The organism is Shewanella sp. LC6, assembly GCF_006385735.2.
Taxonomy (GTDB): Bacteria; Pseudomonadota; Gammaproteobacteria; order Enterobacterales; family Shewanellaceae; genus Shewanella; species Shewanella xiamenensis.
The window spans coordinates 2480872-2493944 of sequence record NZ_CP043902.1; the positions used below are offsets into that span (position 1 = coordinate 2480872).

Genomic DNA, 13073 nt, shown 5'->3' on the forward strand with positions numbered 1-13073 from the left:
CAACTGATTTAGGAAACAAAGCCGTTTGCTGCATGACAGGCTAATGACATCTTTGTCATTTAAATCTTTATTCTCAGTGTTGGGGCTCCGGAATCCTTTGCTCCAGTCTGGGCACGGATAAGATAAAACGAGTTGAGCGTACGTCCGATTCCACCTGCACTCTTCCGTGATGTGCTTCCACGATTGACTTCACAATTGCAAGGCCGATGCCGCTGCCTTCTCCTTTTCGTTGTCTGGACGGATCCACCCGATAAAAACGGTCAAAAAGCCTTGATAAATGCTCTTCAGGGATTGGTTTCCCCGGATTTTCAATCACCAGGTCAAAAAAGCTCTCTTGCTCTCTTATTGAGACGGTGATTGCCTGTCCCTCCGGGGTATAACGCAGGGCATTGGATAAAAGATTATTGATCGCTCTTCTGAACATTTGTGGATCTCCCTCAACCAGGCAGGGCATCCCGTTAAATTTGAGCGTGATATTGCGTTCTTCGGCCCAGGCTTCGAAAAACTCGAAGACTTTCATGACTTCTGCTCTGAGGTCAAACCGGACCCTGTCAGGTATAAGCTGATTATTGTCCGCCTGCGCCAGGAACAGCATGTCGCTGACCATTTTGGTCATCCGGTTATACTCTTCAAGACTGGAGTAGAGGACATCCTCAAGTTCCTTCTGGGTTCGATCCTGACTCAGTGCGATTTCAGTCTGCGTCACCAGATTGGTGATGGGCGTTCTGATCTCGTGCGCGATATCGGCAGAGAAATTGGCCTGGCGGGTAAAGACATCCTCAATCTTTCCAATCATATGATTGAACGAGATAACCAGCTGTTCCAGCTCAATGGGAACGCGTGTCGGTTCCAGCCGCGCATCAAGATTCTCGGAGGTGATGCTTTTAATGGCATTGCTGACATTACGAAGGGGCAGGTGCCCCTGACGGACAGCGATGCGAATGATCAGAACAATCAGCAGGCTTATCACGACGGCAATCGCAATCAGATTTTTTTTCAGCGCATCGAGGTAATGGAGATGGAAATTAATGGAGAGTCCAGTCAGCATGACATAGTTCTGCTGTTTGCCCTGAAATATCGCCTGGCCAGAGGAGGCGATAATCCGGTATGTTTCCATCTTCATTTCAGACCCGGTATCCATCGGTCTCGCAGGATCCTCCACCGTCCAGAGAAAGACATCCCGTGCGTGGCTGTGCTCGCTAAAATCTGCTGAATTCACGGCCGGGCGTAGTGCTGCCCCCTGCGCTGAACTAAAGAGCACCTCACCCCTGGGATTGAGGAGCAAAAGGGCAACGTTGCGGTAGCTGGCAATCGATTCCTTTATTTTGCTTACTTTTTTTTCATCTGGATCTTCCGGGGACTGGAGTATACGGTTCAGTGTGGTGCTGATTTGTTGAAGATCGCTGACATCCTGCTCGGCAAAATGATTTTCAACAGAATGCAGCATAAACCAGGTGAAGGCGATAAAAGCCAGTATCGTGGACAGGCTGATAAAAAAGGTCAGCCGCAGGGAGAGTGAAAAAGGGTGCCTGGAAGGTTTGCTATGCATCCGGGACCTCCAGCATATAGCCCACGCCCCGGACTGTCTGGATCAGCTTTGTCTCGTAATCGTTGTCTATTTTAGCGCGGAGTCGCTTTACGGCGACATCAATCGCGTTAGTGTCGCTGTCAAAATTCATGTCCCAGACCTGAGAGGCAATCAGGGAACGGGGAAGAACCTCTCCCTGATGGCGAATGAAAAATTCCAGCAGGCTGAACTCTTTACTGGTGAGCACAATGCGGTTTCCGGCGCGACTGACTTTTCTGGATACGAGATCAATCGAGAGACCAGCCACCCTAAACTGGCTTTCCGTGATCATCGTGTTTCCCCGCCTCAGAAGGGTTTTCACCCGGGCTAGCAGTTCGGCAAACGCAAAGGGTTTAACCAGATAATCGTCCGCACCCAGTTCCAGTCCTTTGACCCTGTGTTCGATCGTGCCGAGGGCCGTCAGCAGTAAGACCGGCATACCCTTTCCGGCAGTGCGCAGCATCCGGATGATATCCCAGCCGTTCACATCAGGCAGCATGATGTCCAGAATGACTAAATCATACTCGGCTGTCATGGCGAGATGATATCCGGTAAGACCATTATCAGCGTGATCCACTACGAACCCTGCCTCTCTAAGCCCTTTGCTGAGATATTCACCTGTTTTAATTTCGTCTTCGACGATCAATATTTTCATCTTGCTCCCCGGCTGGCTGCTAAGGTCATTCTATTGCGCCCACGATCATTATCAACGGATTACAGCAAAAATGACAACATTGTCATTATCCTGTCACCCGACAAACAGAGAGCGTTCGGTAAAGTATCCCTATCAATACTCTGGACTTCATTTGAACCATTTACCAGGTCTGCCTGGACGAGAAGCGTTATGTTCAAATTAAAATTACTCAGCATTAGCACGATATTCATCCTGACCGGTTGTGTCTCTCTGGCACCTGAATATCAGCGCCCGGCAGCACCGGTACCCCAGCAGTTTTCACTGTCCCGAAACAGCCTAACGCCAGCAGTGAATGGTTATCAGGATACGGGCTGGCGTAACTTTTTTGTCGATCCCCAGGTTACCCGGCTGATCGGGGAAGCCCTTGCTAATAACCGTAATTTGAGAATGGCTGCCCTGAAGGTTGAAGAGGCCCGGGCCCAGTTCAACGTCACGGATGCAGATCGTTATCCCCAGCTGAATGCCTCATCCGGGATCACCTACAGCGGTGGTCTGAAAGGCGACAAGCCGACCACACAGGAGTACGACGCGGGTCTGGAACTCCGCTATGAGCTCGATTTTTTCGGCAAGCTCAAGAACATGAGTGACGCTGATCGCCAGAACTACTTTGCCAGCGAAGAAGCCCGTCGGGCTGTACATATCCTGCTGGTCTCCAGCGTTTCACAAAGCTATTTCAGCCAGCAACTGGCGTATGAACAACTCCGTATCGCGCGGGAAACGCTGAAAAATTACGAACAGTCCTATGCTTTCGTTGAGCAACAGCTCGTGACCGGGAGTACGAATGTGCTGGCGCTTGAACAGGCCAGGGGACAAATCGAAAGTACCCGCGCTGAGATAGCCAAACGAGAAGGCGATCTGGCTCAGGCAAACAATGCCCTGCAACTGGTGCTGGGAACGTACCGTGCACTGCCGCCAGAAAAAGGGATGAAAGGCGGTGAGATCGCGCCAGTTAAACTGCCATCAAACCTGTCGTCACAAATTTTGCTGCAGCGACCGGATATTATGGAGGCGGAATACCAGCTGAAAGCGGCTGATGCGAATATTGGCGCAGCGCGGGCGGCCTTTTTCCCGTCCATTACCCTGACCAGTGGCCTTTCCGCAAGCAGTACGGAGCTGTCCAGTCTCTTCACGCCAGGAAGCGGAATGTGGAATTTTATCCCTAAAATTGACATTCCTGTTTTTAATGCCGGCAGGAACAAAGCCAATCTCAAACTGGCAGAAATTCGCCAGCAACAGTCGGTGGTTAATTACGAACAAAAAATTCAGTCCGCCTTTAAGGATGTTTCCGACACGTTTGCGCTGCGCGACAGCCTTAGCCAGCAACTTGAGTCACAGCAGCGTTATCTTGATTCACTTCAGATAACTCTCCAGCGAGCCAGAGGATTGTATGCAAGTGGTGCTGTCAGTTACATCGAAGTGCTGGATGCAGAACGTTCCCTCTTCGCTACGCAGCAAACCATTCTCGATCTTACCTATTCCCGACAGGTTAACGAAATTAATCTGTTTACTGCGCTGGGTGGCGGTTGGGTAGAATAAATTTATTTAATTAATCAGGAAATTAAAAATGCGTAATTCACTTAAAGCTGTTTTATTTGGTGCCTTCTCTGTCATGTTTTCTGCCGGTCTTCATGCTGAAACACATCAGCATGGCGATATGAATGCTGCCAGTGATGCTTCGGTACAGCAGGTTATCAAGGGCACCGGTGTCGTTAAAGACATTGATATGAATAGTAAAAAGATCACCATTTCGCACGAAGCAATCCCTGCGGTGGGCTGGCCTGCAATGACCATGCGCTTCACTTTTGTTAATGCAGACGACGCTATCAATGCCCTGAAAATCGGCAACCATGTCGATTTCTCGTTTATTCAGCAGGGCAATATCTCCTTACTCAAAAGCATTAACGTTACGCAATCCTGATTGACTGTCCTGAGCGAATACATCCAGTGCGCCTGAACATTCATTAAGGGATTACTGTGAATGAATGATCGGGCGCATATGCCAGGTGTTTTGATTTTTCAGCGAGAAATTGTATGGCTTCTTTAAAGATAAAATATGCTGCAATAATTATCAGCAGCCTCCTAGCAGGAGGGCTGATATCGGTTACTGCCTGGCAGTATGTAAACTCATCACAAAAAACAGTACAAACAGAACAAAAGGCACCGGAGAAAAAGGTACTTTTCTGGTATGACCCGATGAAACCGGATACCAAATTTGATAAACCCGGAAAATCTCCCTTTATGGATATGGACCTTGTGCCAAAATATGCTGATGAAAGTGGCGATAAAAGCAATGGCGGGATCCGTATCGATCCAACCCAGGTTCAGAATCTGGGATTAAAAACGCAAAAAGTCACGCGAGGAATGCTGAATTATTCTCAGACAATTCCGGCTAATGTCAGTTACAACGAATATCAGTTTGTCATTGTGCAGGCGCGCTCTGACGGTTTCGTCGAAAAAGTGTATCCCCTGACTACTGGCGATCATGTGAAGAAAGGCACTCCGCTTATCGATATCACCATTCCTGAATGGGTTGAGGCACAAAGTGAGTTCCTGCTGCTATCCGGTACAGGCGGTACGCCAACCCAGATAAAAGGGGTTCTGGAGCGACTTCGTCTGGCTGGTATGCCGGAAGAGGATATTCAAAGACTGCGTTCAACCCGCACAATCCAGACCCGTTTTACCATTAAAGCACCTATTGATGGTGTCATTACTGCATTTGACCTGCGCACCGGCATGAATATTTCGAAAGATAAGGTGGTGGCTCAGATTCAGGGGATGGACCCGGTCTGGATCAGCGCTGCAGTGCCGGAATCTATCGCCTATCTGCTGAAAGATACGTCGCAGTTTGAAATTTCGGTACCGGCTTATCCGGATAAAACATTCCATGTCGAAAAATGGAACATTCTTCCCAGCGTGGATCAGACAACCCGTACGCTTCAGGTCCGTCTCCAGGTTTCTAATAAGGATGAGTTTCTCAAGCCGGGCATGAATGCCTATCTGAAACTCAATACCAAGAGCCAGGAGATGCTGCTGATACCAAGCCAGGCCGTTATCGATACCGGCAAAGAACAGCGCGTGATTACTGTTGATGATGAAGGCAAGTTTGTGCCGAAACAGATCCACGTTCTGCATGAATCACAACAACAGTCCGGCATCGGCTCCGGCCTGAATGAAGGCGATACCGTGGTGGTCAGTGGTCTGTTCCTCATTGACTCCGAAGCCAATATTACGGGCGCGCTGGAACGTATGCGCCATCCTGAAAAAACAGAAAGCAGTATGCCAGCAATGTCTGACCAGCCTGTAAATAGGCATTCAGGGCACTGAGGAGACGACGATGATTGAATGGATTATCCGGCGCTCTGTCGCCAACCGTTTCCTGGTCATGATGGGGGCCCTGTTTCTCAGCATCTGGGGTACATGGACGATTATTAACACGCCAGTCGATGCCTTGCCTGACCTGTCAGATGTGCAGGTCATTATTAAAACCAGCTATCCCGGCCAGGCCCCGCAGATTGTAGAAAACCAGGTCACCTATCCACTTACCACCACCATGCTCTCCGTACCTGGCGCAAAAACTGTGCGTGGTTTTTCACAGTTCGGTGATTCGTATGTATATGTCATTTTTGAAGACGGCACCGATCTGTACTGGGCCCGTTCCCGCGTGCTGGAATATCTGAATCAGGTTCAGGGAAAACTGCCCGCCGGGGTGAGTTCTGAAATCGGTCCGGATGCCACGGGTGTGGGCTGGATTTTTGAATATGCCCTTGTCGATCGCAGCGGAAAACTCGACCTTTCAGAACTGCGTTCTCTGCAAGACTGGTTCCTGAAGTTTGAGCTGAAAACCATTCCTAATGTCGCTGAAGTTGCATCCGTAGGCGGCGTGGTTAAGCAGTATCAGATCCAGCTTGACCCGGTAAAACTGACGCAGTACGGCATCGGTCTGCCAGAAGTAAAACAAGCTCTTAGCTCATCTAACCAGGAAGCCGGTGGCTCATCTGTTGAAATTGCTCAGTCAGAGTATATGGTCCGGGCCAGCGGTTATCTTCAGACTATTGATGATTTCAAAAATATCGTCCTGAAAACGGGGGAAAATGGAGTACCTGTTTACCTGCGTGATGTTGCCCGCATACAATTGGGACCGGAAATGCGGCGTGGTATCGCTGAGCTTAACGGTCAGGGCGAAGTCGCTGGCGGAGTGGTGATCCTGCGTTCGGGCAAAAATGCACGCGAAGTCATTACGGCGGTGAGGGATAAACTGGACACGCTGAAGGCAAGCCTGCCTGAAGGAGTGGAGATCGTAACGACATACGATCGCAGCCAGTTAATCGATCGTGCGATTGACAACCTCAGTTACAAGCTTCTTGAAGAGTTTATCGTTGTTGCTGTCGTTTGCGCACTGTTCCTCTGGCATGTCCGTTCTGCCCTGGTGGCGATTATTTCTCTGCCACTTGGCCTGTGTATCGCCTTTATCGTCATGCACTTCCAGGGGCTGAATGCCAACATTATGTCGCTGGGAGGGATTGCAATAGCCGTCGGAGCGATGGTGGATGCCGCCATCGTCATGATCGAAAACGCGCATAAACGGCTTGAGGAGTGGGACCATCAGCATCCCGGGGAACAGATTGATAATGCCACCCGCTGGAAGGTTATCACTGACGCCTCCGTTGAAGTGGGTCCAGCGCTGTTTATCAGCCTGCTGATTATCACATTATCGTTCATTCCTATTTTTACCCTGGAAGGGCAGGAAGGGCGTCTGTTTGGTCCGCTGGCCTTTACAAAAACGTATTCCATGGCGGGTGCAGCCATACTGGCAATCATTGTTATCCCTATTCTGATGGGGTTCTGGATCCGCGGGAAAATTCCTGCTGAGACCAGTAACCCACTGAACCGGTTGCTGATTAAAGCGTATCACCCGTTACTGCTCAGGGTACTACACTGGCCAAAAACAACCCTGCTGGTTGCGGCTTTATCCATTTTCACTGTTATCTGGCCACTGAGTCAGGTGGGCGGCGAGTTTTTACCGAAGATTAACGAAGGTGACCTGTTGTATATGCCGTCAACGTTACCTGGCGTGTCTCCTGGAGAAGCTGCTGCGCTCTTACAGACCACGGACAAACTAATCAAAACGGTGCCTGAAGTGGCCTCAGTTTTTGGCAAGACCGGTAAGGCTGAGACCGCCACGGATTCTGCTCCGCTCGAAATGATGGAAACCACCATCCAACTGAAACCTGAGGATCAGTGGCGTCCAGGCATGACGATTGACAAGATTATTGAAGAACTCGACAGGACCGTCCGTTTACCGGGTCTGGCCAACCTCTGGGTACCGCCTATCCGTAACCGTATTGATATGCTCTCAACCGGCATTAAAAGTCCGATAGGTATTAAGGTATCGGGTACTGTTCTGTCGGATATCGATGTAACAGCACAGAGTATCGAAGCAGTCGCTAAAACCGTACCTGGTGTGGTTTCCGCACTGGCTGAACGACTGGAAGGTGGACGTTATATTGATGTGGACATTAACCGGGAAAAAGCTTCCCGGTACGGGATGACTGTGGGCGACGTCCAGCTGTTCGTCTCTTCAGCAATCGGTGGGGCTATGGTGGGTGAGACGGTTGAAGGCGTGGCCCGGTACCCTATTAACATTCGCTATCCGCAGGATTACCGTAACAGTCCGCAGGCGTTGAGAGAGATGCCAATCCTGACCCCAATGAAGCAGCAAATTACGCTGGGCGATGTTGCCGATATTAAGGTCGTTTCCGGACCAACCATGCTGAAAACCGAAAATGCCCGGCCAGCCAGCTGGATTTATGTTGATGCCCGCGGCAGGGACATGGTGTCGGTGGTGAACGATATTAAGACGGCCATCAGTGAGAAAGTGAAACTGAGACCGGGGACCAGTGTGGCATTCTCAGGACAGTTTGAATTACTCGAGCACGCCAATAAGAAATTAAAACTGATGGTACCGATGACGGTGATGATCATCTTCATCCTGTTATATCTGGCATTCCGCAGGGTTGATGAAGCCCTGTTGATCCTGATGAGCCTGCCGTTTGCCCTGGTTGGCGGGATATGGTTCCTGTACTGGCAGGGCTTCCATATGTCAGTGGCGACCGGAACCGGGTTTATCGCCCTGGCCGGGGTGGCAGCAGAGTTTGGCGTGGTCATGCTGATGTATCTGCGTCATGCCATTGAAGCGCACCCGAAATTGTCCCGTAAAGAGACGTTCACACCGGAAGGCCTTGATGAAGCCCTCTATCATGGTGCCGTACTGCGTGTCCGGCCGAAAGCCATGACCGTGGCGGTGATCGTTGCGGGTCTGCTGCCAATACTCTGGGGAACCGGTGCAGGTTCAGAAGTCATGAGCCGTATCGCGGCACCCATGATTGGTGGGATGATCACGGCTCCGCTGCTGTCCCTGTTCATTATTCCTGCCGCCTACAAATTAATCTGGCTGCGCAGACATAAAAAAAGCGTGTCCTGAACCTGAAAGGGCACCCCCTGTGGGTGTCCTTCTTTACTGATTCACCCTGACGTCAGGGTTTATATCGATAATATACAGAGGTGAGTATGAAAAAAGTGGTTCTAATGGCGCTGGCTCTCGGCCTTTCACTACCCGCGATGGCGAGTGAAAAAGTGATTGATATGTACAAATCTGAAAACTGTGGCTGTTGTTCCCTGTGGGGCAAAGCGATGGAAAAAGACGGGTTTGAAGTACGAACTCACGTCATGAATGATCAGGCGCTGTCAGCCCTGAAAGAAAAGCATGCTATTCCTGCAGGACTACGAAGTTGTCATACCGCGGTTGCCGGTAATTTGATCATTGAAGGCCATGTGCCTGCGACAACGATACATAAGGCAATGCAGTCTGGTTCGGGTATATACGGTCTCGCCACCCCCGGTATGCCAGCAGGAAGTCCTGGAATGGAGATGGGAGCCCGAAAAGAGGCTTACGATGTTATCGCATTCTCACCGGATGGAAGTAAAAAAGTCTTCCAGCGAATCGAATAGTCAGCGGAACGGCTGATAACGGGACGCCGGTAGCAGGCACTCCTGTGCCGGCGATATTCGTGGTAATCGCATCCATGACATACCCTGAAGACAGAAGATGCTTCGGTATGCATAAGGAGAGTTACTGTGAAAAATGACAATGCAGTGCAACACAACAACCAGACTGCTTCTGAGCAGACATTATCCCCGGACGAGGGCCACGTATTGCATAAGGTGAGAGATCCCGTGTGCGGGATGGCCATCCTGCCCGACAGGGCGCACAGCAGCATTCGATACCAGGACCATCAACTTTATTTCTGCTCCGCCAGCTGTGAGAGTAAATTTAAAGCCCATCCCGATCGTTATCTTACCGAAGATGCCTGTGAACATTCCCATCACCATCACCACGATCATCACGAAGTCAGCCCTGATCAGATAAAACAGCCTCACCACCAGGCGGAAAAAGAGAATTCTGAAGGTGTGTGGACATGTCCGATGCACCCGGAGATACGCCGCAGTGGTCCCGGAAGCTGTCCTGTCTGTGGAATGGCACTGGAGCCGCTCGTAGCTACGGCATCCACGGGGCCGAGTGATGAACTTCACGACATGACAAGACGCTTCTGGCTGGGGTTGTTGCTGGCGTTTCCGGTTCTGGTACTCGAAATGGGATCTCATCTGTTTCCCGACTTGAGGAATACAGTACCGCCACAGTACAACACATGGCTGCAGCTGCTTCTGGCCTCCCCTGTCGTGTTGTGGTGTGGCTGGCCATTCTTCGCCCGTGCCGGAATGTCGTTACGTAACCGCTCCCTGAATATGTTTACCCTTGTTGCAATGGGGACCGGCGTAGCCTGGGTTTACAGCGTCATTGCAACCGTCTTCCCCTCCTGGTTTCCTGCATCGTTCAGAAACATGGATGGCCTGGTGGCCGTTTATTTTGAAGCCGCAGCAGTTATTACGGTGCTTGTTCTGCTGGGACAGGTTCTTGAGCTGCGGGCACGGGAACAAACCTCAGGCGCCATTACTGCGCTTCTGAACCTTGCCCCCAAAACCGCCAGACGGCTGGATCATGACGGTCATGAAACGGATATTAATGCGGAAGATGTCCTGCCTGGCGATAAGCTCCGCATCAGACCTGGAGAGAGTATTCCGGTCGACGGTATCGTGATCGAAGGCAAAACAACCGTTGATGAATCGATGGTGACCGGGGAGTCTATGCCGGTTACCAAAACGAAGGGTGACCCTGTCATTGGGGGGACGATTAATCAGACAGGTAGTCTTATCATCCGTGCAGAGAAAGTCGGTGATGAAACGATGCTCTCACGAATTGTTCAGATGGTCGCTGATGCACAGCGTTCGCGTGCCCCCATCCAGAGAATGGCTGACAGCGTTTCAGGCTGGTTTGTTCCTCTGGTGATACTTATCGCGGTTGTTGCTTTCGTGATCTGGTCTGTCTGGGGGCCCGAGCCCAGGATGGCGCACGGTCTGATTGCGGCTGTGTCGGTCCTGATTATTGCCTGCCCCTGCGCACTGGGGCTGGCCACACCGATGTCGATAATGGTGGGGGTAGGCAAAGGAGCCCAGGCCGGGGTGTTAATCAGGAATGCCGAAGCCCTTGAGCGTCTTGAAAAAGTGGACACGCTGGTTGTCGACAAAACAGGCACGCTCACGGAAGGTTCGCCTACGGTGACAGGGATTATCAGTCTCAATCCGGGTGGGGAAGCATCTCTTTTACGTGTAGCGGCCGCAGTGGAAAAAGGCTCGCAGCATCCGCTGGGTATGGCTGTAGTCCGGGCAGCCCAGCACAGGGGATCATGATACCCGCAGTCAGTGATTTCAATGCTCCGTCGGGGAAAGGTGTTTCAGGCGATGTTGAAGGTCAACGGGTTGTTATTGGTAATGAACTGGCTATGCAGGAAAACAGTATCGTTATTGATAATCAAAAGGCCGTTGCGGATACGTTGCGGATGGAAGGCGCTACCGTTATCTATGTGGCCACAGATGGGTACCTTGCAGGCCTGATAGCTATCTCGGATCCCGTGAAAGCAACCACGCCGGATGCGCTTAAAGCTTTGCGTCAGGCGGGGATCCGCATTGTTATGCTCACCGGGGATAACCAGCTTACTGCTGAAGCAGTCGCACGGAAACTGGGAATAGATGAGGTTGAAGCCGGGGTTCTGCCTGACGGCAAAAAAGCAGTGATAACCCGACTGAAAGCGTCTGGTCATGTGGTTGCGATGGCGGGGGACGGTGTAAATGATGCCCCGGCGCTGGCAGCGGCTGACGTGGGCATAGCTATGGGAACGGGTACAGATGTGGCAATTGAAAGTGCCGGAGTCACCCTTCTCAAAGGCGACTTGATGATACTGAACAGGGCCCGTCATCTGTCAGAGATCACCATGAAAAATATCCGACAGAATCTGTTTTTTGCATTTATCTACAACGCACTTGGCGTGCCTGTGGCTGCAGGTCTGCTTTATCCTGTGTATGGAATACTGCTGTCGCCAGTTATTGCGGCGGCGGCCATGGCTCTTTCCTCCGTCAGCGTCATTGTGAATGCGTTGCGTCTGAAAAGTGTCAGGCTCGGGAAATAACACTGAGTGAAGGGTCAGTTACGAACAGAAGGAGTCCAGTATGAAAAGTACCACCTATGCGCTTATTGCTGTCGCCGCGATCGCGGCATTTGCCCTCCTGCGCGAACACTGGTCACATGTGGCAGGTTACTGGCCATATCTGTTATTGCTGGTCTGCCCGCTAATGCATCTTTTCCACGGCCACGGAGGGCATGGAGATCATCAACATCACGGAAGTGAAAACGATAAAAAAAATTAATCCGGCAGACGGGGCCGCGTCGCGGTCCCGTTATCAGTCCAGGTATCGTTCGTAGTCTCTGGCATGCGCAAAGGCATGCTGTTCGAGTTTGTTATCAGCGGGTGCCGCTGCCCGGAACGCCAGAGAGTTAACAGGGTTGTTATTGATGACCAGCTCGTAATGCAGATGAGGACCGGATGAACGTCCGCTGTTACCGGATAACGCAATAGCACCTCCCCGTGTAACCCTGGCCCCTTTAGTAACGAGTATTTTATTGAGGTGGAGATAGCGAGTTTTAACACCGGCTTTTCCCGTTACTTCAACAAAATATCCCATGGTACTGTTGTATTCGGCCCGGGTGATTTTTCCGTCGATGACGCTGACTATTTTCGTGTTCATGGGCATGGAATAATCAATGCCATTATGGGGACTCACTTTTCCGGATACCGGGTTAAGTCTTGCAGGATTGAAAGGCGAACTGAGTCTTGCTGTGGCCGGTAACGGATAATCGAGACTGCCTTTCCCGGAAGTATCGGAAAGGTTATAGAACTTTTTATCTGATATACGATACGCCGTGTAATTAAATGAACCGGACGTAAATTTATAGGCCACGACACGTGATTTTCCCGCTTTCTTTTGCAGTACGAGTTTTAATGATTCATTTTTTTTCAAATGCCGCAGATTAAACCGGGAAGGCAAGGAGCGCTGAAGAGTAGCGATCTCGTTCGATTCCAGCCCCGAGCGGGTGGCTGAAAGGCAGGCATTTTCTTTTACGACATCGGTAGAATACATTTACTGGAATTCGCCGTTAGCATGAACACTGCGGCGTATGCTAGGGGTTTTCAGGAGGCGTGTCATCTGTCAGTTAATCGGGAGCACCGTTGATGGTCGTCATTTTTGTAACATATCTTGTTTCCCGTTTGCTCCTGAAGCTCTGGGAACTGTATGACCAGCCCGACGGTGATGATTAACGGGACTGATACAGGTTACGGCAGAGCAATATGGGGCTCATGT

Annotated in this window: 9 protein-coding genes and 1 pseudogene; 7 read left to right on the forward strand and 3 right to left on the reverse strand. The window is 50.8% G+C overall.

From position 1 onward, the window contains the following. Positions 1 to 73 precede the first annotated feature (73 nt). Complete coding sequence (silS, locus tag FJD32_RS11335) at positions 74 to 1549, reverse strand: copper/silver sensor histidine kinase SilS (RefSeq protein ID WP_140907867.1); 1476 nt, start codon at positions 1547 to 1549, stop codon at positions 74 to 76. Then, positions 1542 to 2222: a copper/silver response regulator transcription factor SilR gene (gene silR / locus FJD32_RS11340; protein ID WP_011918411.1), complete on the reverse strand. Its 681-nt coding sequence runs from the start codon at positions 2220 to 2222 to the stop codon at positions 1542 to 1544. The genes silS and silR overlap by 8 nt, the downstream gene beginning before the upstream one ends. Positions 2223 to 2411: 189 nt before the next feature. Here silR and silC point away from each other — a divergent pair, with 189 nt between their 5' ends. From silC to FJD32_RS11375, 7 genes and pseudogenes are all read left to right on the forward strand, one after another. After that, the gene (gene silC, locus FJD32_RS11345) at positions 2412 to 3797 is read left to right on the forward strand and encodes a Cu(+)/Ag(+) efflux RND transporter outer membrane channel SilC (RefSeq protein WP_140907866.1); all 1386 of its coding nucleotides are present in this window, start codon (positions 2412 to 2414) and stop codon (positions 3795 to 3797) included. A 28-nt stretch (positions 3798 to 3825) separates the two neighbouring features. Beyond that, on the forward strand, positions 3826 to 4179 hold the full coding sequence (cusF, locus tag FJD32_RS11350) for a cation efflux system protein CusF (RefSeq protein WP_011711634.1): 354 nt from the start codon (positions 3826 to 3828) through the stop codon (positions 4177 to 4179). Positions 4180 to 4292: 113 nt separating this feature from the next. After that, positions 4293 to 5585 carry a Cu(+)/Ag(+) efflux RND transporter periplasmic adaptor subunit SilB gene (gene silB / locus FJD32_RS11355; protein ID WP_011711635.1) on the forward strand — a complete coding sequence of 431 codons (1293 nt, stop codon included), beginning with the start codon at positions 4293 to 4295 and terminating at the stop codon, positions 5583 to 5585. 10 nt (positions 5586 to 5595) lie between these two features. Beyond that, positions 5596 to 8742: a Cu(+)/Ag(+) efflux RND transporter permease subunit SilA gene (silA, locus tag FJD32_RS11360; RefSeq protein ID WP_086904629.1), complete on the forward strand. Its 3147-nt coding sequence runs from the start codon at positions 5596 to 5598 to the stop codon at positions 8740 to 8742. Positions 8743 to 8828: 86 nt separating this feature from the next. Beyond that, positions 8829 to 9269 carry a DUF411 domain-containing protein gene (locus FJD32_RS11365; protein WP_000758228.1) on the forward strand — a complete coding sequence of 147 codons (441 nt, stop codon included), beginning with the start codon at positions 8829 to 8831 and terminating at the stop codon, positions 9267 to 9269. Between the two features lie 126 nt (positions 9270 to 9395). After that, positions 9396 to 11842: pseudogene (gene silP, locus FJD32_RS11370) on the forward strand (Ag(+)-translocating P-type ATPase SilP). Positions 11843 to 11882: 40 nt separating this feature from the next. Further along, the gene (locus tag FJD32_RS11375) at positions 11883 to 12080 is read left to right on the forward strand and encodes a DUF2933 domain-containing protein (RefSeq protein ID WP_000843494.1); all 198 of its coding nucleotides are present in this window, start codon (positions 11883 to 11885) and stop codon (positions 12078 to 12080) included. Positions 12081 to 12113: 33 nt separating this feature from the next. Here the strand turns inward: FJD32_RS11375 and FJD32_RS11380 are convergent, their stop codons facing one another. Then, positions 12114 to 12851: a peptidoglycan DD-metalloendopeptidase family protein gene (locus FJD32_RS11380; protein ID WP_011918416.1), complete on the reverse strand. Its 738-nt coding sequence runs from the start codon at positions 12849 to 12851 to the stop codon at positions 12114 to 12116. Positions 12852 to 13073 lie beyond the last annotated feature (222 nt).

Coding starts and splice junctions, on each gene's coding strand:
- FJD32_RS11380 (WP_011918416.1), bottom strand. CDS start 12,851: ATGTATTCTACCGATGTCGTAAAAGAAAATGCCTGCCTTTCAGCCACC.
- silR (WP_011918411.1), bottom strand. CDS start 2,222: ATGAAAATATTGATCGTCGAAGACGAAATTAAAACAGGTGAATATCTC.
- silS (WP_140907867.1), bottom strand. CDS start 1,549: ATGCATAGCAAACCTTCCAGGCACCCTTTTTCACTCTCCCTGCGGCTG.
- silB (WP_011711635.1), top strand. CDS start 4,293: ATGGCTTCTTTAAAGATAAAATATGCTGCAATAATTATCAGCAGCCTC.
- cusF (WP_011711634.1), top strand. CDS start 3,826: ATGCGTAATTCACTTAAAGCTGTTTTATTTGGTGCCTTCTCTGTCATG.
- FJD32_RS11365 (WP_000758228.1), top strand. CDS start 8,829: ATGAAAAAAGTGGTTCTAATGGCGCTGGCTCTCGGCCTTTCACTACCC.
- FJD32_RS11375 (WP_000843494.1), top strand. CDS start 11,883: ATGAAAAGTACCACCTATGCGCTTATTGCTGTCGCCGCGATCGCGGCA.
- silC (WP_140907866.1), top strand. CDS start 2,412: ATGTTCAAATTAAAATTACTCAGCATTAGCACGATATTCATCCTGACC.
- silA (WP_086904629.1), top strand. CDS start 5,596: ATGATTGAATGGATTATCCGGCGCTCTGTCGCCAACCGTTTCCTGGTC.